This is a genomic window from Aeoliella mucimassa (genome assembly GCF_007748035.1).
In the GTDB taxonomy this organism is placed as follows: domain Bacteria; phylum Planctomycetota; class Planctomycetia; order Pirellulales; family Lacipirellulaceae; genus Aeoliella; species Aeoliella mucimassa.
Genome location: NZ_CP036278.1, coordinates 584,242 through 605,768, shown reverse-complemented (window position 1 = coordinate 605,768; position 21,527 = coordinate 584,242). Strand labels below are relative to the sequence as shown.

The 21,527-nt window shown below is 61.0% G+C and carries 22 protein-coding genes; 2 read left to right on the top strand and 20 right to left on the bottom strand.

Annotated features, from left to right (window positions below):
- Positions 1-201: 201 nt before the first annotated feature.
- Positions 202-504, bottom strand: coding sequence for a hypothetical protein (locus tag Pan181_RS02475; RefSeq protein WP_145245327.1), 303 nt, complete (start codon positions 502-504; stop codon positions 202-204).
- 1,580 nt (positions 505-2,084) lie between these two features.
- On the opposite strand from Pan181_RS02475, the gene Pan181_RS02470 reads away from it, so the two are divergent.
- Both Pan181_RS02470 and glgA read left to right on the top strand, forming a co-directional pair.
- Positions 2,085-3,278, top strand: coding sequence for an amino acid aminotransferase (locus Pan181_RS02470; RefSeq protein WP_145245326.1), 1,194 nt, complete (start codon positions 2,085-2,087; stop codon positions 3,276-3,278).
- Positions 3,279-3,473: 195 nt separating this feature from the next.
- A complete protein-coding gene (gene glgA, locus Pan181_RS02465) occupies positions 3,474-4,955 on the top strand; it encodes a glycogen synthase GlgA (protein WP_145245325.1) in 1,482 nt (493 codons plus the stop codon).
- Positions 4,956-4,977: 22 nt separating this feature from the next.
- On the opposite strand, the gene Pan181_RS02460 is transcribed toward glgA, so the two are convergent.
- From Pan181_RS02460 to Pan181_RS02370, 19 genes are all read right to left on the bottom strand, one after another.
- Positions 4,978-5,601: a hypothetical protein gene (locus tag Pan181_RS02460; protein WP_145245324.1), complete on the bottom strand. Its 624-nt coding sequence runs from the start codon at positions 5,599-5,601 to the stop codon at positions 4,978-4,980.
- Position 5,602: 1 nt separating this feature from the next.
- The gene (locus Pan181_RS02455) at positions 5,603-5,812 is read right to left on the bottom strand and encodes a hypothetical protein (protein WP_145245323.1); all 210 of its coding nucleotides are present in this window, start codon (positions 5,810-5,812) and stop codon (positions 5,603-5,605) included.
- A 50-nt stretch (positions 5,813-5,862) separates the two neighbouring features.
- Positions 5,863-6,261 carry a hypothetical protein gene (locus Pan181_RS02450; protein WP_145245322.1) on the bottom strand — a complete coding sequence of 133 codons (399 nt, stop codon included), beginning with the start codon at positions 6,259-6,261 and terminating at the stop codon, positions 5,863-5,865.
- Positions 6,261-7,109 carry a LamG-like jellyroll fold domain-containing protein gene (locus Pan181_RS02445; protein WP_145245321.1) on the bottom strand — a complete coding sequence of 283 codons (849 nt, stop codon included), beginning with the start codon at positions 7,107-7,109 and terminating at the stop codon, positions 6,261-6,263. The genes Pan181_RS02450 and Pan181_RS02445 overlap by 1 nt, the downstream gene beginning before the upstream one ends.
- A 4-nt stretch (positions 7,110-7,113) precedes the next feature.
- Entirely contained in the window at positions 7,114-7,620 is a 507-nt protein-coding gene (locus Pan181_RS02440) for a hypothetical protein (RefSeq protein WP_145245320.1), read from the bottom strand.
- Positions 7,621-7,784: 164 nt separating this feature from the next.
- Positions 7,785-8,954 carry a phage major capsid protein gene (locus Pan181_RS02435; protein ID WP_145245319.1) on the bottom strand — a complete coding sequence of 390 codons (1,170 nt, stop codon included), beginning with the start codon at positions 8,952-8,954 and terminating at the stop codon, positions 7,785-7,787.
- On the bottom strand, positions 8,945-9,886 hold the full coding sequence (locus tag Pan181_RS02430) for an IS5 family transposase (protein ID WP_145244898.1): 942 nt from the start codon (positions 9,884-9,886) through the stop codon (positions 8,945-8,947). Before Pan181_RS02430 ends, Pan181_RS02435 begins: the two co-directional genes overlap by 10 nt.
- A gap of 392 nt (positions 9,887-10,278) precedes the next feature.
- Positions 10,279-11,100, bottom strand: coding sequence for a hypothetical protein (locus Pan181_RS02425; RefSeq protein WP_145245318.1), 822 nt, complete (start codon positions 11,098-11,100; stop codon positions 10,279-10,281).
- A gap of 195 nt (positions 11,101-11,295) precedes the next feature.
- Positions 11,296-11,481 carry a hypothetical protein gene (locus tag Pan181_RS02420; RefSeq protein WP_145245317.1) on the bottom strand — a complete coding sequence of 62 codons (186 nt, stop codon included), beginning with the start codon at positions 11,479-11,481 and terminating at the stop codon, positions 11,296-11,298.
- A gap of 142 nt (positions 11,482-11,623) precedes the next feature.
- A complete protein-coding gene (locus Pan181_RS02415; RefSeq protein ID WP_145245316.1) occupies positions 11,624-12,970 on the bottom strand; it encodes a phage portal protein in 1,347 nt (448 codons plus the stop codon).
- Positions 12,971-13,397: 427 nt separating this feature from the next.
- Complete coding sequence (locus Pan181_RS02410; protein WP_145245315.1) at positions 13,398-14,963, bottom strand: hypothetical protein; 1,566 nt, start codon at positions 14,961-14,963, stop codon at positions 13,398-13,400.
- 58 nt (positions 14,964-15,021) lie between these two features.
- On the bottom strand, positions 15,022-15,474 hold the full coding sequence (locus tag Pan181_RS02405) for a hypothetical protein (protein ID WP_145245314.1): 453 nt from the start codon (positions 15,472-15,474) through the stop codon (positions 15,022-15,024).
- Positions 15,471-16,685 carry an ABC transporter ATP-binding protein gene (locus Pan181_RS02400; RefSeq protein ID WP_145245313.1) on the bottom strand — a complete coding sequence of 405 codons (1,215 nt, stop codon included), beginning with the start codon at positions 16,683-16,685 and terminating at the stop codon, positions 15,471-15,473. The genes Pan181_RS02405 and Pan181_RS02400 overlap by 4 nt, the downstream gene beginning before the upstream one ends.
- A gap of 280 nt (positions 16,686-16,965) precedes the next feature.
- Positions 16,966-17,517, bottom strand: coding sequence for a ParB N-terminal domain-containing protein (locus Pan181_RS02395; RefSeq protein WP_145245312.1), 552 nt, complete (start codon positions 17,515-17,517; stop codon positions 16,966-16,968).
- A gap of 332 nt (positions 17,518-17,849) precedes the next feature.
- A complete protein-coding gene (locus Pan181_RS02390) occupies positions 17,850-18,131 on the bottom strand; it encodes a hypothetical protein (RefSeq protein WP_145245311.1) in 282 nt (93 codons plus the stop codon).
- 114 nt (positions 18,132-18,245) lie between these two features.
- A complete protein-coding gene (locus Pan181_RS02385) occupies positions 18,246-19,100 on the bottom strand; it encodes a hypothetical protein (protein ID WP_145245310.1) in 855 nt (284 codons plus the stop codon).
- Positions 19,101-19,134: 34 nt separating this feature from the next.
- On the bottom strand, positions 19,135-19,497 hold the full coding sequence (locus tag Pan181_RS02380) for a hypothetical protein (RefSeq protein ID WP_145245309.1): 363 nt from the start codon (positions 19,495-19,497) through the stop codon (positions 19,135-19,137).
- Complete coding sequence (locus Pan181_RS02375) at positions 19,439-20,572, bottom strand: S1 family peptidase (RefSeq protein ID WP_145245308.1); 1,134 nt, start codon at positions 20,570-20,572, stop codon at positions 19,439-19,441. The genes Pan181_RS02380 and Pan181_RS02375 overlap by 59 nt, the downstream gene beginning before the upstream one ends.
- 75 nt (positions 20,573-20,647) lie before the next feature.
- The gene (locus tag Pan181_RS02370) at positions 20,648-21,226 is read right to left on the bottom strand and encodes a hypothetical protein (protein WP_145245307.1); all 579 of its coding nucleotides are present in this window, start codon (positions 21,224-21,226) and stop codon (positions 20,648-20,650) included.
- Between the last annotated feature and the right edge of the window lie 301 nt (positions 21,227-21,527).

The window sequence follows — 21,527 nt, the reverse complement described above, 5'->3', positions numbered from 1 at the left end:
TAACTCGTTGTTTCGTTTGAAGTTAGGTTAGCACTGAGGGCCTAAATAGTCAATGTTGCCCGGCGATTGCCCGCCATACGCCCTGGCGAGCTCCCCCGGGTGGGGGTACGAAAAAAGGCTGGTGCGGCACTCGAAGAGCACCGCGTCCAGCCTTGTGGGTTGCTGCATCAGTCGTCTAAAGGCGACCGGTCGGGAGCAAACTTAGCTCTTCTTCTTGGTGGCCTTTTTCTTGGCTACCTTCTTTTTGGTCGACTTCTTAGGAGCGGCCTTTTTGGTGGCCTTCTTCTTGGTCGACTTCTTCTTGGTCGACTTCTTCGGGGCGGCCTTTTTCTTGGCTACCTTCTTCTTGGTCGACTTCTTAGGAGCGGCCTTCTTCTTGGTTGCCTTCTTTTTGGTCGACTTCTTCGGGGCAGCCTTCTTCTTGGCTACCTTCTTTTTGGTCGACTTCTTGGCGGCCTTTTTCGGAGCAGCTTTCTTGGGTGCTGCTTTCTTCTTTCCTGCCATTTCCAATGGCTCCTTCTTAAACGTGCCCTAGTTGTCAAAGTCTCTTCCTTGGGCACTCGAAGGAAGGAGAGAGACTGGCGTGTGCGCCTCCGATGCGAGGGCAGGTTGGCTCTTTACAAAGACCACAAGCCAACCTCTCTGCGCGAATTGAAGCAAGTCGCCCCTGCGCTTGTCAAGTGGAATCGGCAAAAATGAGGGGCGGCACCACACAAAATTGAACCGCGATGCGCGCCATACGCATCGAACGAACGTCGCGCAACCGTGCTAACGACACACGCGACGACCGTTGCGCGCACCATGTTCGAAACGCGCGATGCGCGGCGCTGCGTCCCCCTTCGTTGTAGCGGTTCGCAACCAACTCGAATCGCTCTCTCGCGATGGTCGCCGACCCCTCTTCGCAAGGTGTTCGCGATGCTTTGACAGCCGCTGCCAAAAGCGTTCTGCAGCAGGGGTTGGAGCTTACGCGCAACAACCGTTTCGAACGCCTCGAATGTTTCAAAGTACTGTAAATCCCGACAAATACGCAGAACACTTGCCAAGCGGCTGGTTTGCCAAGCGTGGTTACAACACGATTCCCCTCCTGCTATAGCGGGTGAATGGGGCTCGTTGCGAGCAGCTATTGAGAACCGAAACTCACCCTCGAAACCATGGTCTCTTGATGGGTGCTGCGACGCCGATCGCGAGGTCGTCAAAGCGGCCTTGGCAACACGTTGAGTACGCTTGCGAGCGGGTTGGATCATCACTGGCGAGGGGGCGAAATTCATCCTCCTGCAACCGGTTATCAGGTCGTGTTGAGAGTACCAAAATTTTTTTTCGCATTCGGCCACTTTCATCCCCCCAAACGTGGTCACCTTGGAAGTAAATCTTACAAACGACAGTGAGTGTTGTTGTGCGATGCGCGGTTCGATTCGACTCGCGCGCAACGAGTTGGTTGGTCGATCTATCGGTTCATCGCGCGCGAATCGATCGCAAGTTGACCAACGTCGATCGCATCGCTCCACGTCGCGCGATCGCTTGGTGTTCGGTCGATCGGCAGGTGGGTTCAAAGGAGTGTCGAGCATGGCTTGAGTGCGAAGTGTCGACCTCGGTGATTCGACCCGATGGAGGTTCGATACTGGTCGATCAACGACCAACTCATTCGCTTCGCGCGGTCTCGTTGGGTCTCCATGCAACGATATCTGTGCGATCGGGTGGGGATACGACTGCGAACCACCGCAGCTTTTGGCGAGCAGCACTTGTAGTGCAAGCCGCGCTGGAGTGCCGATCGTGCCCCCCCTTGGGTAAGCTTTGGGGTGGCAAAACGAGTTGCCATTCGATACCCGGCGGATAGGGTTCCCCTGAGGTGGCATGCGACGGTTGGCGGCTAAACTGTCAGTTGCTGTCACGATTCCGCACACCCGACCGAACGAACCGGGCGAACCGCGGTTCCGCCCTGCCCCGCAGCCCCCGGAACTGGCGGCGAACACTAGTTCCATGGCTGCTGTCACCTTATAACGATTGTCTACGGGCGGTAGTCGAGTGGCATAAGGCTCCTGCTCTTTGATCCCCTTTTTTTGCCCCTCGAGAACTTGCTTGCTCCTATGTTCGAATCCGTACAAGCTGCTCCTGCTGACCCCATTCTTGGACTTACCGACGCCTTTCGTGCCGACCCGAATCCAAACAAAATCAACCTCGGCGTTGGTGTGTACCAGGATTCGAATGGTAAGACCCCCGCGCTCAAGTGCATTCAGCGGGCGACTCAGTGGATTGCTCAAGCCAAGACGGCGAGTTCGTACCTGCCGATTCCTGGTCTGGCCGAGTACACCGCTGCGGTGCAGCAACTTGCTTTTGGCGAATCGCACGAAGTGGTGACCGAAGGTCGCGCGTTCACCGCCCAGACCCCCGGCGGCACCGGCGCACTCCGCGTGGTCGGCGACTTCCTGGCGCAGAACTTCGCCGGCACGACGCTGTGGATTACCGACCCCACTTGGGCGAACCATGCAAACATCTTTACTGCGGCTGGCGTGTCGCTCGCCAAGCTTCCGTATTTCGATAAGGCAACCAACAGCCTGGCCTTTGGCGAATTGATCGAAGCGCTCGGCAAGATCCCTGCCGGCGATGCGGTGTTGCTGCATGGCTGCTGTCACAATCCCACCGGTGTCGATCCCACGCAGGAACAGTGGAGTCAGATCGCCGACGTGATGTACGCTCAGAAGTTGCTGCCGATTCTCGACTTCGCCTACCAAGGCTTCGGCGACGGTATCGAAGAAGACGCGGTCGGCCTGCGAACCATGGCCCGCGAAGGTGCCGAGTTGATTGTGTGCAGCTCGTTCTCCAAGAACTTTGGCTTGTACAATCAGCGAGTTGGTGCTTCGACGTTTGTGTGTGCGGATGCGGATCGCGCGAAGGTGGTCGGCAGCCAGGTGAAGCGGGCGATTCGTTCGAACTACAGCAACCCGCCCGCGCACGGTGCCCGACTCGTCGCCACGGTGCTGGCAGACGAGGCACTGCGCGAGGAATGGCACACCGAACTGACCCGCATGCGGAACCGTATCAATGGCATGCGCGTGCTGTTGGTATCGAAGCTCAAAGAAAAAGGCGTGGAAGGTGACTTTTCGTTTATCGAGCGCCAGCGAGGCATGTTCTCGTTCTCGGGCCTGACCAAAGATCAGGTGCTGGCCCTGCGCGAGAAGCATGCGATCTACATTGTCGACTCGGGTCGAATCAATGTGGCTGGTATCACCGAGGTGAATGTCGACCGTTTGACCGAGGCAATTGCCGACGTGGTGGGGTAACCCCCAGTGGGACTCGATTCGAGGGATCAGCGACAAGTAGGGTTGTTTGCCTCTTAACGATTGCACCGCCCCGCGCGAAGCTTTTCGTATTATGCGCAGAGCGCAAACTAAATCGGCCGCCAAGGGTGTGCCGATCGTGGTATTGTTGTTGTATATCGCCTGCTCCCCGCACCGCTCCAACCCCCCTTCGCCCCTGTGAACGTCCTGTTTGTTTCCGCCGAAGCTGTTCCGTTCGCTAAAACGGGAGGGCTCGGCGACATTTGTGGCAGTCTGCCCCGCGAGCTTGCCGCCCGCGGCGTGCGTTGCACGTTGGTCATGCCCGCGTTTCGCCAGGCCCTGAACTGTGGTCAGCCGATCGAACCGACCGGCGTGGAAATCGTGGTGCCGATCGCTGGCCGCCCGGTAAAAGGTCGCTTGCTCAAGAGCACCTTGCCCGATTCCGACGTTACGGTCTACCTGGTCGATCACCCGGGGTATTACGACCGGGCCGAGCTGTATCGCGAAGATGGCGAAGACTACAAGGACAACTGCGAACGCTTTGTGTTCTTCAATCGCGCGGTGCTCGAAGTCATCGAACGCTTCGTGCCCGACACCCAATTGCTGCACGCCCACGACTGGACCTCGGCCCTGTCGACGGTTTACCTGCGTACCGAGCGTGGTCGCACAGTCGATTACAGCAACATTGCAACGCTCTTTACGATTCATAACCTGGCCTATCAGGGTTCGTTCTGGCACTGGGACATGGAACTCACAGGGCTCGACTGGAAATACTTCAACTGGCAACAGATGGAGTTCTACGGCAAGCTCAACTTCCTGAAGAGCGCGCTGGTGTTCGCCGATACGGTGAGCACCGTGAGCCCGACCTACGCGAAAGAGATTCAGCACGCCGAGCATGGTTGCGGACTCGAAGGGGTGTTGCAGGATCGTGCCGAAGACCTGTTCGGCGTACTCAATGGATGCGATTACGGGGCTTGGAACCCCGAGACCGATCCGTTTATCGCTCAGCAATATTCCTCCGAGTACTTCGTTTCTGGCAAAGCCGCTTGCAAGCAGGCGCTGCAGCAAGAGCTTGGATTGCCGACGCGTCCGGAGATGCCGATGATTTCGATCGTCGGTCGTTTGGCCGATCAAAAGGGGTTCGATTTGATCGCCCCGTTGATCGAGACCTACGCCCAACGCAACGCCGTGCAGTGGGCGATCCTCGGCACCGGCGAACCGAAGTACCACACGCTGCTAACCGAACTGGCGGCTCGCTATCCCGAGCAAGTCGGCGTGCGGCTCGAGTTCTCGAATCCGCTGGCCCATCGACTCGAAGCCGGCGGCGATTTTTTCTTGATGCCGAGCCGGTACGAACCGTGCGGGCTCAACCAAATGTACAGCCTGCGTTACGGCACCGTGCCGATTGTCCGGGCCACCGGCGGTTTGGCCGACACGATTACCGACGCGACGGACCATGCATTGAACAATGGCACCGCCAACGGGTTTTCGTTCTTCGAATACAACAGCGACGCGTTGGGCTCGACCATCGAGCGGGCCTTGTCGCTGTATCGCAGCCCCGACCCCTGGCGACGACTCGTCCGCACCGGCATGAACCAGGACTGGAGCTGGCGAACCAGCGCCGAACAGTACCTGCACGTGTACGAAGAAACGATGTCGCGGTTGCCAACCGCCGTGTAACGACGGGATGTGGGCCGAAACATTACTCCCTCTCCACCACCGCAACCGGTAGCGCGTCGATTCGTTTTGCGTTGGTGAAACTCACCAGGCGATAAACGGCTCCGTCGCTGTCGACCAGGCGGTGATTGTGGTCGAGCTGCAGTTCTGGGTCTTCCAGTAGCACGCGATACCGCGTGGTCGAACTGCTGGAGTCGTCCACGGTGGTTTCGCTGGGCTGAACGCAGGCGCGGATCGCTGGGCGGTAAGTGGTCCAACCTACGAGGGTTTCAGCGTCCCATTCGGCCTGTTCGATATCCATCAGGCAGTCGAGACGATGGGCAACGCGCAGGTTGCGAGACTCGACCTTCAGTCGCGTGTTGCCACGCAGGCGGTGGATGGCCAGTAGCGTGTAGTGCTCGCCAGCCGCATCGATCAGGCGATCGCCGAGTTGTGGCAGTTGCACGTGATCGGGCCATTCGAACTGCCACTCGACGTCGGCTTGTAGCACTCGCCCATCGGTCGGTTCGGCCTCGGCGCGGCGATCGACCACACGCCAGGCTTTGTCGATCGTCGCCCGCGGTGCTCCGCCCCGCCGCACGAGGGTGAGCGGTTCGCTCGCGTCGAGCACGGTGCTAAAGTCGCCGGCCATGTTCCAAGTAATCGCCATGTTAAACCCCTCGCGAGCGGATTTCGAATAGCTCCTGCGCCAGGATCTTCTGGTCGCACCAATCGACGGTCGCCTGCAGCGACTCGACGTACTCTTGCCAATGCACCCGCTGGCCGTCGAGCCAGTAGGTAGGTTTCGGGTCGGCGCGAATCTCTTCGATCTGCGAAAGCGTGAGGGAGCGAATCGTCTCGAGTTGTTGGGTATCGTTCATCGTCGTCTTGGGGGATAGAGTTCGTGAGAGAATGCCAGCGTGCGCTGACGCTAGATGCAGCGGACTGCGAAACGGAACACGAGCTTCTGCCCGCTGGTGGGGATCACCTCGTACCGCACCTGGTAGTCGGCTCCCGCGATGGGGAACGCCTCGTCCGAGTCGACCGGCAAGTCGTGGCGAAAGTTGTAGCCGGTCTCGTCGACCGACCATGGCCCGCCGGTTTGCAGGGTGTCGTAGAACACATCGGCCACGGTGAGCGACACCTCGGCGTGCCCTTCGACGGCGGTGAGCGCGTCGGGATCCACCGGGTCGACCTGGTAGACGCTGTAGCGAACGCTCGCTAAGTCGCTAGTAGTGACCGCGGTTCCCTCGGGCCCGACGATGCGAGCGAGCAGCACGGCCGAGCCATGCTTGAAAACGGTTCCGCGGATATCGTGTGCAGTTGGCATTAGCTGTTTACCTCGCCAGAAAGTGAAAGGGAGCCGGCCACCGCACCGGGCACGCCGATGCTGCCGGTCAGTAAGCCACCGAGGGTGAGTTCGCCCTGCTCTCGGCGGTACGGTCCCGCGAGCGTGGTGGTTGTGACCACTCGCGCGGCGGCCGCCATGGCACTAGTCCAAGGCAACGTGCGCGGGTGCGAGAGGGGTGCGATGCTGCCGGAGGTCGAGACCACAGATCCGACGCCGGGGCGATTCACGCTGCGGATGAAGTCTTGATAAAGCACCAATCGCGAGAGCGAACCGGCGACCGAAAGCGGCGAGAAACCGGCCGCCAGGTGGGCGACTTCCGCGTCGGCCAGCGGGCTGTTCCAAAACGAGAACTCGGCCATGCCGCCTTGAAACTGCCGCGCGGTGTCGGCAAGTCCGAGCGTCGCAGCCGAGGTGTTCACCACCAAGTGGTCGTGCCCCACGGTGCTTTGGTGATAAGGGTCGCGAACCCCATCGATAAACAACCGCAGCCCATCCGCCTGGTCGGCTTCGAACACCATCGCCAGGTGATGCCATTGGGTCGCATCGTTGAGCGTGTTGTCGGCCGATTCAACGCGCAACGTCCCCACGTTGGTGTTCACGATGCCGGCGAGCATGTTTTCGCGATAGCTTTGCGAACCAACCTGGTCGCGCCAGAGCATCCACGCGGCCGACGTCGAGAACGTGCTGCCGCGGACCACGATGGCAGAATCCCCCGACAAGTTGTTCAGGCGAATCCAGCCAGCGATCGACATGGCGGATGCTCCGCTGAGTTCGCTGAGCGAGCCAAGGCTCACGACCGCGGGGCCACTGATGAACTCGAGTGCCATTGGGTTAGACCTCCCGCAGTTCGACCGCGACTAGCTCGGCATCGCCGGTCAGGGTGTCGGAAGCATCGCTCGCCAGGCGGGTGATGCGGAGTCGGTAGGTTTCGCCAGCGGCCGGCGAGTCGGCATCGCTGGCGGTGAGACTAATCGTGCTTTGTGCGATCTCCCCCGCGGCCGAGGCCACCGCGGTGGTCACGGTACTCGAGGTGCCGAAGCTATCGTCGTCCAAATCGTGCGTGCCGAACGTTGCATCGTCGATCGGGTGCCGCTCGAACTCGGCTTGCCAGACCACGCTGCCGGTGGTCGCCGAAGTGGCCGCCCAGGTGACGATCGCTTCGAAGTCGCCAGCAGTGTAAGTGGTTGGTAACAGTCCGACGAAGTCGATCGACTCGGCCGCCGTATCGTCGAAGTCGAGCACAAGGGTCGCGTTACGCAGGTCGAGCTGCGGGTAGTTCGCCGCCGGCGGGCGGCCAGCCGCGGCGTCGAACATCGCTAAGGTGTGAGAAGTTGGCATCGTGATTCCAGGGAGAAACTTGGGAAAGGGTAAGCAGCAACCACTCTTCTCTGCCGCGCCGCGTGAGGTAGCAGAGGCCCCCACCCCGCGCCTGAACTTGCAGGCGGGAGCGGGGGCGCATCGCGCGCGCGGGGCGGGAAAGAAATCACATCATTTCAAAATCGCTAGCCGGTGCATTTCACCACGTAGCGGGGATCGATCACCGCGGCCGCACCCCGTTCGCTCGCTTTGAACCGCATGACGATGTCCTGCGTGAACTCGGCTTCGCTGCCGCGGGGAGCCTGGGTGACCGTGATCGGCCAGTTTTCCATGTAGGCGAACGCCTTGCGGAAGTCGCCGAGGAACCACCACTTCTTCGCGTCGGCGGCCGACTCGCCAGTCGCAACGACGCGCCGATACGCCAGGCGGCTTTCGGCCACGGTGTAGTTGCCGAGCGGATTGGCCGCGACGGTCGAGGTGTCGCTGCCGGAGCCGGCGTACTGGATCTCGGCTGCGTTGAACACCCGATGCGCGGCATGACGATACGCTGGCATCACCAGCACGGTGGTCCCGCTCACCAATACCGGCTCGCCGGTGTTGGGGTCGAGAATATCGGCCAGCAACTGCTCGGCCGCATCGACGTTGGTCCAGTCGACCAGCTCGTTGCCGCTAAGCTCGTTGATCCATTGGCCGCTCGTTTGGTAGGTGTCGTACGTGGTGCCGCGCCATTTGTAGTTGTTCACCGCACCGATCACCACGTCGAGCAGCCGCTTCTCTTTGTTGAGTCCCAGCAACTCGCCGACCTCGGCCGCGCGGCGAAGGATCAGGTTCGTGCGATCGAAGAAGATGGCCTCCTTCGTCACCGGCACGATGAAGCCCCGCTTGGTGGTCGCCGGGGTTTCGATGTAGTCCTCGCCGAAACCGACGTTCGGGAAAGGCATGCCAGGCCCCACTTCGCCATCGATGTCGGCGGTGCGGGCGATGCCGGGAATCTTCTCGCCGTCGAGCCGGGTCGGCACGGTGCTCACCAGCTTGCTCACGACAAACGCTTCCTGAGCGAACGCTTCGAGAATCTTGGAGTAGATCACCTGCCCGGCGATGTTTTGGAACGCGGTGGTATCGACCCCGTCCGAGGCTTCGAGCAAGTGAGCCCCGCTGCGTGGATCGAGCCCCCGCACCCACTCACTGCCGTCGGGCACCAAGGCCTCGGCCAGGTCGCGAATGCTAAAGTCGTCGGGCGCGAGATGCCGCTCGCGTAGGGCCTCGCTCAGGTGCTGCACGGTGCGGTCGGCCCCGTCGAGTTGATAACGCCGTTTCAGTTCTTTGTATTGAATGGCCTTGTTGACTAACTCCACTCGAACTGTGGAAGCCCGAGTTGGGTGAATTGATTGATGATTTTACAGCGCAAGCGGGCTTCCGTTTGTTGGTTTTCGAATACTCGGTTTTTGAGATGGCTCCCAAAGCTTTGTTTCACTCGGTACATGGTCGTTTCCGCCAAGCTTCTACGATGATAGCCCACTTCCTCTTTCCAACTCCTACGCCCCTTGCGTCGAATCTGACGAATTGCCTCGTCCCGGGGCAAAGGCTCCTCCGCAGAGTTGCCATGTTGTTTGATCTTGGCGTTGTGCTGCGGCGGAATCACCGGCTCAATGCCTTCGGATTCCAGCCCTTCATAAACCTTCCACTTGTCGTAACTACCGTCGCCGTGAAACTTTTTTACGGGCTGCTCCACCTGCTCCAGCATTTCGGGAACCGCATCGGCATCGTGGCAACTGTTCTCGGTCAAAATCTCCGCCACAATCTCGCGGGTGTCAGGATTCACCGACAAATGCAGCTTCCGCCATGTCCGCCGCTTCGACTTGCCATGCGTCCGCATCTTCCATTCGCCCTCGCCAAACACTTTCATGCCGGTGCTATCCACCACGATATCGATGTCGCCCCTCTTGTTAGCGATATCGAGCGAAACATTCAGCTTGCTGGCTCGCTTGGCGAGCGAAGAATAATTGGGAATCGCTGCCTCGACGCCCAACATCGCCACCAGCGAGCGGCCGAATCCCTCAGTCTGCCGATAGGGAAGTTTCAGCAGTTCGCGAATCGTCAGCAAGCACTCGATCGCCGTATCGCTGAAGACAAAAGGGCGACCGACTTTTGTCTGGTCGTTAGGATGTTCCCAGTTCTCCAACGCCTCGTCGCTAAACCAAATAGTGATGTTTCCACGCTCGATGAGCGACTTGTTATACTCCTTCCAGTTCGTGACTTTGTAGGTTCGTTTTTCTTTCGTAGCCATGTTCGATCTCCGTAAAAAAGGTACGTGGTTCCATTCCACGTTAGTTTTTACGGAGGTTTGTGACTAATTGTTCAACAAGGCCGTATTGAATCGTCATAGAGTTACTGTTGGGTGGAAAGGAAAGTGGAAGATGAAATTCGTTGGTTGGGATCAGTGAGCCCCCTCGTTCCCACGCTCCGCGTGGGAATACCTAGGCGGCCGCTCCGCGGCCATGCGTAGTTAAGGTGCAATGACCGCAGAGCGGTCTGTCGTCTGTGCCCACGCGGAGCGTGGGTACGAGGTTTGGTTGGAGTTGTTAGTGGTAAAGCACTGCGTGGGTGCCCCCCTCCCCTAGCCCCTCCCCGCAAGGGGGACGGGAATTAAATGTGGGTACGAGGGAAAGAACGTTCGCGTTACCGTCGCAGGGCGGCGGCGAACTCGGCGGCGGTTTCTTGTTGCCCTCGCGTGTCGGTGAACCAATGTTGTTCGCGCGACGTGACCGGCGTGCCGAGTGGCTGGCGAACCAGCGCTGCGCGGTCGGCCACCAGTGCTTCGAGCGTCGGCTCGTCTTTCGCCGTGGTGAGCGATTCGAGAAACGCCGGCGACACTGCCGGGTTGATTGCACCGGCACTTGGCAGCGGCAATCCATGCTTCGCCAGCAGTTCGACGATCCGCAGTTCGCGTTTCAGTCGCGCGACTTGCTCGCGGAGCGTCGCCTCAATTGTCTTCGCCTCAGTGTTCTTCGATTCGGTGGTATTCGATTCAAACAGCCCCCGCGTCGTCGCTGGGTCGGCGACCAGATCCACGCTTTCGACCTTCGTAATCTCCTCGACCACCAGCGTGTTGCCATCGTGCGAAGTGCGGGCCAGCACGTTGTGCGACAGCCCCACCTGGCTCGGCGCGTGCTCGGCATCCCAGGCCAGCTGCGGGGCCAGCGGGTGTTTGGGGTTGAAATGCAAGTCGGCGAATAGCCCCTCGCCTTCGCGGTACACCACCTGGCGGACCGCGCCCAGCCGATCTTGGTAGTCGCGCGGGCTGCTGCCCGACTTGGGATGGTTTACGTTTACTTTGGCCCCTTCGTACAACGCAGCGGCCGCGGCCAGCGCCTGTGGTTGGTAGGTGCGGCCGTTCTTCGAAGTGAGCCCCAGCAGCTTCACGCCGCGAAGCACGCCATGGTCGGCATCGACCCGCAGCGTCTGACCAGAGGAATCGACATACTCTTGAAGTGTTTGCATGGTGTTTGAGAGTGACTTGTTAAAGGTGATGAAACGAAAAAAGCCCACCACGTTCCGACTACTTGCGTAGTGCCGATCGTGGTGGGCTCGATGCGATACCGCTGCTTCGTTAGCGCGCGGCTCGGATGCGATACCGGGAAAGTAAGAGAGGTGCCGAGCGAAAAACTGCCGCTCAGCGTTTGCAGCTCATGGCTGTTACCTCACCATCCTTTCGAAGTGGATTTTCAGGTGCTGGATGTGTCCGTCTTGCACGCTCAGCGTGATGCCGGCGGTGCCGTGGAACCCTCGTGCCGACGCACTACTCAGCAGTTTGGCAAACTCTTCTTGAGCTTGCAGGGCCTTGGAGGGGGATGTCGATGGTTTACGAGTTGCAGTTGTCATACGTCTCAACATAGCAAAAGGAGCAGGGATTTCTACAACGATTTTTGGCCGTTTTATCGCTGCTTTTGGCCTGCCAAAGCAACTTCGTGCTTGACACGTTTCGTAGCGACTTGCCACTCTGCCAGCGAGTCCATTTCAGCGACTAACTTTGCTTTTCGTGCACGCGGAGGTTCTGCTGTTCCTGCTCGTAGTCGAGCCCTAATCGGCGGCTCCACGTTTGCGGCGACACCAGCCGATTCTCGTACGCCATCTGCATCACGCGGGCTTCGCGGAGTGCGTCGCGCGTTACCAACGTGGGCGGAGTGATCTGCACGTCGATCAATTGCCGCACGTTCACCGGCAACCGTCCCGCGGTGGTCGCGTGATCGATCACGCGCCAGAGCAATTGGGCGTCGTCGCGAGTCATGCCCGCCTGCAGTCGCTCGAACATTCGCACCGCGGGACCTTCGGCCACCATGGTCGACGCGTAGTTGGCATTCGACGCATCGCTGGTGAACATGAACTCGGGCATCACCAGCCGCGCGGCAATCGCCCGCAGTTCGGCCTGCAGGATTTCGACAAACGCCGAGGCGTCGACGCCGGTCGCTGGGAACTCGTACTCCACGTGCGACGGGGCGTCGAGAATGGTGCCAGGGCCGTACTGCGTGAGTTGCTCGATGCGCCCCGACGGCTGAGCCACCGTGGCATCGGCCTGACTCACGACGAACTGCTCGACCCCGGTACGCGTGGCCGCGCGATGCTTGCGAATCAGCGCGATGGCCGATTGAATTTCGGCGACCATGCTCATGTTGCGAAGCAGCTTCTCGGCCCTCCGAAGGTTCTTCCGCACCGGCAAGTACAACGGCAACCCACGCTTTACGTTGCGATCGACATTCGCCCGGCGGTGCTGCACTTCGGCGGCCGGCACCAACTCGCCATCCACGAAGTAACCATGCACGGTTTCAACGTCGTGCTTGCTGGTGAGAATGCCGAGGCTCGCTGCGGGATCGTTGAAGCGGGCATTCGGAGTCGCCACCTGCTCGGGCTCCACGAAGCGAACCTGCGTCGCCCCTTCCGCGGTGGCGAACAATCGAATGAAGGCTTCGCCATCGCGATCGGTCCGGCGGACGATTTCCTGCTGGCGATTGTGCCAGTCGTTGGTCTCGAGAAACTCATCGATCACCTGCTGCACCTCGCTGGCCAGCGACTCGGGCGCGGTCGCATGCTTTCGCACCACCGCCTGGTAAGTATGCCCAGGTCCAACGATGTAGCTAATGCGATTCTCGATGCCGTTGATGGCGAACTCGTTACTGACCAGCAGCTCACGACACTGCTGACGAACGTCGGCCAGACGCTCGGCCGCGATGGGACTGGTCGCCGCGCCGGCCGAAAGCTCCTGCCAGGCCAACCCGTCGTCGCCAGCAAACGCATCGCGCGGATCGACAAAGTCGCTCCACAACAGCTCAAACGCTTCCTGCAACCGCTGGTGAACCAGATGGTCGCTCTTCATAGGACTCTCCTTGGATAGGGTGATTGTTGGTTGTGATTGCTTGTAGGAAATGACTCACACCCTCGTTCCCACGCTCCGCGTGGGAATGCCATGGCGGCCGCTCCGCGGCCATGTGTGTTGAATATGGCTGGTTCTGTGACCGCAGAGCGGTCTTGCGGGTGTGCCCACGCGGAGCGTGGGTACGAGGTTGGTAGTGGTTGGTAGTGGTGAAGCACTGCGTGCCCCCCCTCCCCTAGCCCCTCCCCGCAAGGGGGAGGGGGAATAGTAGTACTCCCTCGTTCCCACGCTCCGCGTGGGAATGACTAGGCGGCCGCTCCGCGGCCATGTGTGTTGAATATGGCTGGTTCTGTGACCGCAGAGCGGTCTTTCGTCTGTGCCCACGCGGAGCGTGGGTACGAGGTTGTTATTGGGGAGTGAAATAACATTTCTACCGCCATAATTCCTCCGCTAGTCGCAGGGCCATTTCGAGGGCGTCGGGGCCGTCGTCGTGGGTGCCGCCGGGGAAGTCGCGGAGTTGGTCGACGAGCAGCCGGGTGGAGGGGGAGTCGCGTTTGAATCGCAGTCGCCGCCGCGATAGATAGGGACCGAGTCGACGGATGCGGACTTGCTTGTTCGTCGTGTTGGTGATCGCCGCTGGTTGGATGTCCCAGCGTCCTTGCCGGCGGAACTCGGCGACGAACTCCGCTTCGAGCAGCTCTTGCCATTGGTTGGCCTCGACGCCGAACACCGCGGGGCGAAACCGCTCGCACAGCGCGACTCCGTCGGTCACCATCTGCGGCGTGCCCCGACGGGCAAGGTCGGCCTCGACGTACAGCGTGCCATCGCTGCCGATGGCCAACATGGCGTAGGCCGAGTAATCGCCGCGGCGGGCATCGGTTCCTTTGCTCGGATCGAGCGCGATGGTTCGCAACCGCACGTCGTCGGGCCAGGTGTCGAACCACAGATGCTCACCAAAATATTCCTCGGGCCATTCGCAGCCGTCGGGGTCGATCGGCGCGCCTTGCTTCTCGCGTTCGAACGCGGTGCGACCACTCTCGCACCGCATCGTCATCAGCGTGTAAAGGTCTTCGACTTCCGGCCATAGCAGCTCGGCGCCTGCTTCCATTTGCTCGCGATGGCGTTCGTAAAACTCGCGGGCAGTGTCGGTGGCAGCCTGGTCGGTCGCTTTGTCGTAAAGCTGCTGCCAGTGTTGCCACAGATCATCGCGGCGCGGCCAGCGCTCGATCGCCCGAAACAATCGCGAGTGCCAACCAGGCGTGGTTTGCAGTTGCATGGCGAGCGCGTCGCGATGCAAAGCCGTGGCCAGATTCACCACGTTGGTGTTCGGCGTGCCGGCCTTGAGCAGCGTGCCATGGAACCAATCGCGCGAGCTGGCCCGCTGCAGCCCGCTCGACATGTGCCCGTCGTTTTGGATGTCGTCGCAGACGATCAGCGTGGGGCGATGCTCGTTGCGGCGGCGGCCTCGAATGCGTTGCCCGGTGCCATAGGCTTCGAGCGCGACCCCGTTGGCCAACTCCACCGCGGCCGCTTGCCAGCGACCACCTGGCCGGCAAGCGAGCGGATAACGAGCGGCGAGGCGCGGGTTGCCCGATAGTTCTGCCTTGACGTTCTCCAGATGAATCTGCGCCTGCTGGCGCGTGTCGGAGACGATCCAAACGTAAGGCTCCCGCGCCTCGCACGCCATGCGTAACACATAGGCCAACGTGGCAATGGTCGACTTGGCCCCGCCGCGGGGGCCGATAACGTTGAGCTTCGTACCGCGGCGGGCATGAAGCGTATTGAGCTCGCCCGCCAGCCAGCGATGCATGCCCGACGGAGGTGCTACGAAGTGCGTGGGCAAGTACTGCCGGCCCCAATGCAGCAGGTCGACTGACTCGCTGGCCGAAGTTCGCCGCCGCAGTGCGGTTTCCAAACCACGGGCAAGCCGCGACCACCATCGCTGCGTTGTCGCGTGCGTCAGGGTCGTACGTTTGGCTTCGGAGTTGTTCATCATCAGCTCGTTAGTTCCATGGATGTTGGCAATAGGGGACGCTTGTGATACCGGAAGCAGGTTACGACGCTTCGTCGGTCTCCGGTTCGCTTTCCGCAGCGGACACTTTCTTGCGGGCTTCGAGTCCTCGGATGCGGGCGACCAACCGGTCGTGATCGCGATGGTCGCGGACTTCGCTGCTCACCAGTTCGATCAACTCGGCGACGAACTTCTCGAAGTCGGCCTCCGGCACCGTGTTCGGAGCCCGGCGGCCATAGCGATCGGGCATCACACGCTCGAGCCACCACACGCTCGCCCGCCAGTTCTTCACGTCGTCGGCCGCTTTGCGAATCGACTCCATATGGCGAATCTCCGGCGTCGCCCGCGCTTGCAGCACGCGACGAGCAAACGCCGGGTTCGCGAGCATCTCGTCCTGAAGACTCTGCTGTTCGATGCCGGCCAGTTCGACGGCCGTGTCGAGCGGGCAACCAAGTTGCAGCGTGCCGACGACATGTTGTTGTTGCGATTCGTTCATGCGATTTCCTGTTGGATTTGTAGTGGGGAAGGCTCACCGAGGTACGCGAACGACACGACCGCTCGCCCGGTGCTGCTGCGATAGTTGCTGAATCCGCTGCCGTGGCGTTTCGCCTGGCCAGCTTTCTTGACGCTTACTGCTTTCCAACGCATCGACCGCCGGCAATGCCCGATAAGTGCGGGGTGGCTGCTGGTGACACTCACGCGATGCCCGCGCTGGCGATGCAACTCGGCCACCGCGGCGACGCTTCGCATGCCGATGCCGATGCCTTGGTAGTCGGGCAGCGTGACGATGCGGGTGAAGCGTCGACGGCCGCGATAACCGATCACCGGAATCGTAGCGCAGAAGTTCACCGGCTCGCCTTGCCAGGTGGTCAGGTAGCACTCGCTTTGCGGAGCGAGCGAACCACTTAGATAGTGATGGCGCGCAAACAGCGGCCACGCACGAGCGTCGGTGCGGTGTACTTGTAACTCGACGGGGGGTCGCCGAAGACACCTCCGCGTGAGCGTGCGACTCGCCATGTCGAGCACCCAATCGGCCTCGAGCCACTCGGCCACGTCGTAGTGACAAGTGACCGCGACGAATCGACACGCGACCCGCTGTTGACGCACCGCCCGAGCGACCGCGGCCGAGCAGACCTTGGCCACGTTGCGATCGACCACGCTGGTGAACTCGTCGAAGGCGACGATTTTTCTCGGTGGTTTGCCCCCCTCCCCTCGCCCCTCCCCGCCAGGGGGAGGGGAAAGAGATACGGCCTCCCCGCGCGTCGCAGAGGAAATTGGTTTGGCCTCCCCTCGATCGTTCGTGTGACTCGTGGACGCGAGGCTTCGGGCCAGGTCGCAGCGGAAGCGTTCGCCGTTGGAGAGCACCTGATACGGTTTAATCCACGACGGCGGCGAGCTAAGCCCGACCGCTGTTAGCAGCTCGGTAGTCTGGCGGACCGACAGGTCGCCGAAGCCGTCGATCACCGCCCGGTCGGTCGGCCAGGGCCGCTCGGTGTAGAACGAGTCGCCAAACGCACGGCGGGCGACGCTCGTTTTGCCGCTGCCGCTGGGGCCGACGATCAGCCCGACTTGCCAGGGCTCGTCGTCGCCGGGCAGTTCGACTTCGAACGACTCGGTCAATCGCTCGGCCAACGGCACGTCGAACATGCCGGCCAGTTGCTGCACGCGAAACGACTCGTGCACTGGACAGGAAAGGGAGATATGCATGGGGAGTTGGAGGTTGGAGGTTGGAGGTTGGGGGTTGGGGGTTGGGGGTTGAACGAATAAACCTCGTTCCCACGCTCCGCGTGGGAACGCCTAGGCGGCCGCTCCGCGGCCATGTGTGTTGCCTATGGCTGGTGCAATGACCGCAGAGCGGTCTTTCGTTTGTGCCCACGCGGAGCGTGGGTACGAGGTTGGAGATGGTGGAGCGCTGCGTGGGTTCGCCCCCCTCCCCTCGCCCCTCCCCGCAAGGGGGAGGGGAAATAAACGAGTAAAGGCATATCGTTTACAACGACAGGACGCGGCACTTGTAGCCTTCGTCGCGTAGGCGTTCGTAGAGCGACTGTTGTTCGAGTTCGTTCTCGCACTCGGCGACCACTTGATACAGCTCGGGGATCTCGACTTCGGGGCGGTGGTCTTCGGTCGTTGGGCTGGGGGTCTCCGCTTCGAGCTTCTCGAGCATTGCGATCACCGAATCGTGTTCGAAGGTCACGTCGCCCATCAGGCTGGTGAAGTTCGTGCGATCGACCGTTGCCATCTCGGCCAAAGCGTCGTGCGTCAGCAGCACTTTGGTCGCTTGCTGATCGTCGAGGTCGACCACCAGCACTGGCACCAGAGCGTCGCCCATCGTCTCGGCACGCAGGTGGCCGTCGACTAGTTCCAAGGTGCCATCGGGTAGTTCGCGGGCGACAACCGCGTCGGCAAAACCAACATCGGCCAGCACGCCGCGCAATGCGTCTTGCTGCTGAGCAGGATGAATCCGCCAGTTCCGCGGGTTCGGTTTTAACTCGCTGGCCGGCACGCGCCGCAGCTCTTTGACTCGATCGATAATGTGCATGGGGGAAATTAGTTGGGAGTTTGATGTTGGGGGTTGGGAGTTGAATGAATGAATGAATAAACCTCGTTCCCACGCTCTGCGTGGGAACGCCTAGGCGGCCGCTCCGCGGCCATGTGTGTTGCTGGTACTGTGACCGCAGAGCGGTCTGTCGTGTGTGCCCACGCGGAGCGTGGGTACGAGGTTGGTCGGGGATGATGGAGCGGAGCGTGGGTTCCCCCCTCCCCTAGCCCCTCCCCGCCAGGGGGAGGGGAAAGAGAGATGGCCTCCCCGCAAGGGGGAGGGAAAATAAATACGGCCTCCCCGCGAGCGAGAGAGGGGAAGATTGATGGCCGTTATCGCTCGTCGTTCAGCGTGGAGAGTCGGGTGACGTCGTTGCGGATTTCGTCGACTTTGCTGTCCAAGCGGTCGAACAGTTGGCAGTTGCGTTCGAGTCGCGACTCGACCACTCGCATGCGGGGGTCGAGTCCCTGCACCTGCGCGGTGAGCACGATGCCTTCGATCACGAAGCCCAACAACAGGGCGACGCCGCCGAGGGCGCCCCAGCGAAAGAACATGGCTTGCACGCTTTGCTCCACCTTGTCGATGGAGTTGCTCGCGATTTGCGTTTTGGTCATGGCAGTCCTTTGAAAACAGGCCGACGAGCTACGCCTCGCCAGCATGAGTTGGTGATTGGTGGTGGTTGGTGTTACGACAAGGCGTAGCTTGCCAGTTCAGCCTCGCGCGAGTCGCTACGGTGCGGGGGCCGCGGGAATTACCGGGCCGGTGACCGTGGTCGATTGGCTCGTCGCACCAGTGGTGGTCGACCCACTCGCAGCGCTGCTGCCAGATCGCAAGGTGGAGTAGAAGTTCGACAGATTCGTGGGCCATGGTCCGATGTCGGCGGGCAACTCGGTAACCAGAATGCCCTCGGCCAGTAGCTCGAGTCGGTCTTCGGTCATCACGTAATCGAGCCGCGGGACCGTATCGACCATTTCGGTCGACGTGAAGAACGACGCAGGGTTGTAAGCAGCGAAATCGGCTTCGGTCAGGATGAACCCGTCGGCCATGGCCTCGGTACGGGTCTTGCCGAACAGCTCGATCGCCATGTTCGCGTAAACGCGTCGCAAGTACTGCCCGACCATGCCAGCGAACGCGGTGCTTACTTCCATCTCTTTGCGATTCTCGGTGTGCTGCATCGCCTCGGAGAGCGACAGCAGCACTAGCTCGGCCCATCGCTTGAGAAACGAATTACGCACCTTGAAATACGGCACCGGATAAACGCGAAACACCTCGCCCGCGGGCCGCACGTGGCTGACTTCCATGTTTCGCTCGCCAGGCGGCACCGCCCGACCAGCCAGGATGTTCGCCGCTCGCAGGTAGAGTTTGTGGATGCGTTCGAGCGTATTGCGCGAAGGGGGAATCCGCAGATCGACGTCCTCGTGGTGCATGATGTGAAACAGGTTGCGGCCGACCAGCTGCACCCAATCGACGATCGTGGGGTTCAAGCTGCCGACGTCGTTCGACCAGTTCGGCACTGCGTAGCCGGCCTGTCCGAAGACACCTACGTTGTAGTGAAGAATCGCATCGGTGTTGGTAATGGGCATCAGAGTTCTCAAAGGGTTTAAGGAAACAAAACAGTTAGCATTCGTTGGACACTTCCGACGACTTGTCGGAACGCTGGGCGTTGACTTGCTGACGAATCAGGCTGTCGAGCATGCGGAGCGTTTCGACCGCGGCCGGCAATTTGCGGGCGACCTGCTCGGCCGCCCAGGTGTAGGCGTGTTGAAAATGATTGGTCTCGTACGGAACGTAGCGATTGGTCTCGATTACTTCGGTTTTGGCTGGCGGCTGCTCGATGGCAATCGGCACCGCCCGCTGCTCGCGCGTGTGCCAGGCGTAGCGATGTTGCGACTCGCTCGGCTCGGCGCTCTCTGGCGTGTCGTTACTGGGAAGCGTGGGGCTGGTCGCGGGGAAAGTCGTCGTCGCGCGGACCTCCGGCACCGCGCACTTCGTGCGATCGCTTGAGTCGCAGCATCCAGCCGAGGCCGACCATCGCCAAGCCGATGGGACTGGTGACGCCCATCCCAGCTGCGATGATTTGCAGCCAGGGAATCTCGGTTAGTAGCGACGTTCGCTCCTCTGGCTGTTCTCGTGTAGGCAACTCCCGTGCGGGCAACTCACTAGCCGGCGACTGCTGCGGCTGTGGAAGTTGCCGCTGCTCGAGTCGGTCGAGTTGCTGCTGCAGTTGCTCCCATCGCTCGTCGCAGTCGCAGCTTTCGCAAATCCTCTGCGGAGCGACTGGAGAAGGAGTATCCGTCGCAGGAGTCGTGGCCGGGGAACGGTCGGTCGGCCCGGGATCCATGCGGGGTGCGAGCGGCTGGTTCTTGGGAAACGCAGGTGCAGGGATCGCGCGGTTCTGCACGCGGTCGATCAACGCCCGCACGCAAGTCACGGGGACGAAGGCGGTACCGCCATCGGGGTTGCCCCACACGACTCCCACCAGTTGACCGTTGTAGTAGACCCCGCCGCCTGAGTTGCCAGGCACGCTGTTGCCGGTGGCGAAATAGCCGCGACCTCCATCGCCGCTGTAGTACTCGCTTCGCACGTGGCCAAGGTACTTGCGAAAAGTCACGCCGGCGTCGAACGCACGAAACTGCACTGGGGTGCCGATCAACGTTTCGCTCCCCAATATTGCGCGAGGCCATCGCTCGGCCACTAGTAGCAGCGCCAGGTCGTTCTGCTCGTCGATCGCGGCCACCTCGGCCGTGCAGGTCCGCCCTGCCCCGTTGTGCAGCACCACTTGCGACTGACCCACGATCACGTGATGGTTGGTAACCACCAGCGTTCCCCCGCTATGGTCGAGCGCGACCGCGGTGCCGCTTCCGCGGGCAGTGGGACACTCCACCTGCACGTCCATCGCAGCGGGCTGCGCCGGCGGCTCACGTGGTTGCACCGGAGCCGTCGGCAAGCACTGCCAGGTGCCGTTGGGGAGTTGAATGCACTCGCTATGCGTCGAGTCCGTCGTGAGCAAACTCACCAGGCACAGCAGTAGCGAGAACGAAATCGGTCGGAACATGGCGAAGGGTGTCCGTAAGCGTGGAATAGGAAGGGCAATTCGCAGGACGCAACAGCAAGCGTTGGTTGCGGGCGTTTAGATCAGCGTTAGCTGGTATTCGTAGAACGGGCTTTGCGCGAGATCCGCGGGCTCGGTAAGTCGGTCGGCAAGGTGCGGCACGGGGTCGACTCCCCCGGCCAGGCGATCGGCCATCACCACCGCCTGACTGCAAAACGGCGGCCGACTGCCCACTTGCTGATCGTCTAACGAGGGACGAGTCCAGAGTCGCAGCAGCGGCAAATGCAGCAACGCAGCTTGCAACACGTTTGCGTAGCCATAGTCGCAGCCGGCCAGGCGTCGCATGTAACGAATCGACGCAATGCGGTCGTAACTGGGCCAACGCAACTGAGGATTGGTGCGGAACACATCGATCCGCCCTGGGTATTTGCGGACCTGACTTTCGAGCGTTACCGCGCGGCCGCCATGCCATTCGCGGACCTCGAGACAGAAGGGTTCGTCCCCCCACCAGGCGACCTTGCCGGCATGGCTATGGGTGCCTCGACCCGCAATGGCGATGAGCGCGCCCAGCGAGTACCGGCGATGACGAAACAGCAGCAGGTCGCCGTCGTAGAGATGAGGGCGAGCGGCAGTGAGCGAGAGGAATTTTTGTGTCATTCGTTCTAAATCAAGTTTAGAGTTACGAACCATCCAGGCACAAAAAAAGCCCGCCGCGAGAACGAATTCTCGCGGCGGGCTCTAAGAGATACCTGACTCGCACAGGGCGAGTCGTGGCTCCTTGGGATACCGTTTAAGTTGTGCGTTTAGCCTACCAGATTAGGTGGCCATTTCCAATCGAAAACTGCCAAGGTTTTGCCGCTATTCCTGTCTCGGGTTGTGGCACCCAGTAAATGAAGCAAGTAGACTGGTCTGTGGTTTCCACGATGCACCCCCTTGGTGCATGTGGCGTAAAGAAACA

What these genes read in the sequence shown, in the direction of transcription:
- Pan181_RS02375 (WP_145245308.1), bottom strand. Translation starts at nt 20,572, where the DNA reads ATGTTCCGACCGATTTCGTTCTCGCTACTGCTGTGCCTGGTGAGTTTG.
- Pan181_RS02455 (WP_145245323.1), bottom strand. Translation starts at nt 5,812, where the DNA reads ATGAACGATACCCAACAACTCGAGACGATTCGCTCCCTCACGCTTTCG.
- Pan181_RS02405 (WP_145245314.1), bottom strand. Translation starts at nt 15,474, where the DNA reads ATGAACGAATCGCAACAACAACATGTCGTCGGCACGCTGCAACTTGGT.
- Pan181_RS02395 (WP_145245312.1), bottom strand. Translation starts at nt 17,517, where the DNA reads ATGCACATTATCGATCGAGTCAAAGAGCTGCGGCGCGTGCCGGCCAGC.
- Pan181_RS02385 (WP_145245310.1), bottom strand. Translation starts at nt 19,100, where the DNA reads ATGCCCATTACCAACACCGATGCGATTCTTCACTACAACGTAGGTGTC.
- Pan181_RS02390 (WP_145245311.1), bottom strand. Translation starts at nt 18,131, where the DNA reads ATGACCAAAACGCAAATCGCGAGCAACTCCATCGACAAGGTGGAGCAA.
- Pan181_RS02425 (WP_145245318.1), bottom strand. Translation starts at nt 11,100, where the DNA reads ATGCAAACACTTCAAGAGTATGTCGATTCCTCTGGTCAGACGCTGCGG.
- Pan181_RS02470 (WP_145245326.1), top strand. Translation starts at nt 2,085, where the DNA reads ATGTTCGAATCCGTACAAGCTGCTCCTGCTGACCCCATTCTTGGACTT.
- Pan181_RS02460 (WP_145245324.1), bottom strand. Translation starts at nt 5,601, where the DNA reads ATGGCGATTACTTGGAACATGGCCGGCGACTTTAGCACCGTGCTCGAC.
- Pan181_RS02475 (WP_145245327.1), bottom strand. Translation starts at nt 504, where the DNA reads ATGGCAGGAAAGAAGAAAGCAGCACCCAAGAAAGCTGCTCCGAAAAAG.
- Pan181_RS02410 (WP_145245315.1), bottom strand. Translation starts at nt 14,963, where the DNA reads ATGATGAACAACTCCGAAGCCAAACGTACGACCCTGACGCACGCGACA.
- Pan181_RS02450 (WP_145245322.1), bottom strand. Translation starts at nt 6,261, where the DNA reads ATGCCAACTGCACACGATATCCGCGGAACCGTTTTCAAGCATGGCTCG.
- Pan181_RS02420 (WP_145245317.1), bottom strand. Translation starts at nt 11,481, where the DNA reads ATGACAACTGCAACTCGTAAACCATCGACATCCCCCTCCAAGGCCCTG.
- Pan181_RS02430 (WP_145244898.1), bottom strand. Translation starts at nt 9,886, where the DNA reads ATGGCTACGAAAGAAAAACGAACCTACAAAGTCACGAACTGGAAGGAG.
- Pan181_RS02400 (WP_145245313.1), bottom strand. Translation starts at nt 16,685, where the DNA reads ATGCATATCTCCCTTTCCTGTCCAGTGCACGAGTCGTTTCGCGTGCAG.
- Pan181_RS02445 (WP_145245321.1), bottom strand. Translation starts at nt 7,109, where the DNA reads ATGGCACTCGAGTTCATCAGTGGCCCCGCGGTCGTGAGCCTTGGCTCG.
- Pan181_RS02370 (WP_145245307.1), bottom strand. Translation starts at nt 21,226, where the DNA reads ATGACACAAAAATTCCTCTCGCTCACTGCCGCTCGCCCTCATCTCTAC.
- Pan181_RS02440 (WP_145245320.1), bottom strand. Translation starts at nt 7,620, where the DNA reads ATGCCAACTTCTCACACCTTAGCGATGTTCGACGCCGCGGCTGGCCGC.
- Pan181_RS02415 (WP_145245316.1), bottom strand. Translation starts at nt 12,970, where the DNA reads ATGAAGAGCGACCATCTGGTTCACCAGCGGTTGCAGGAAGCGTTTGAG.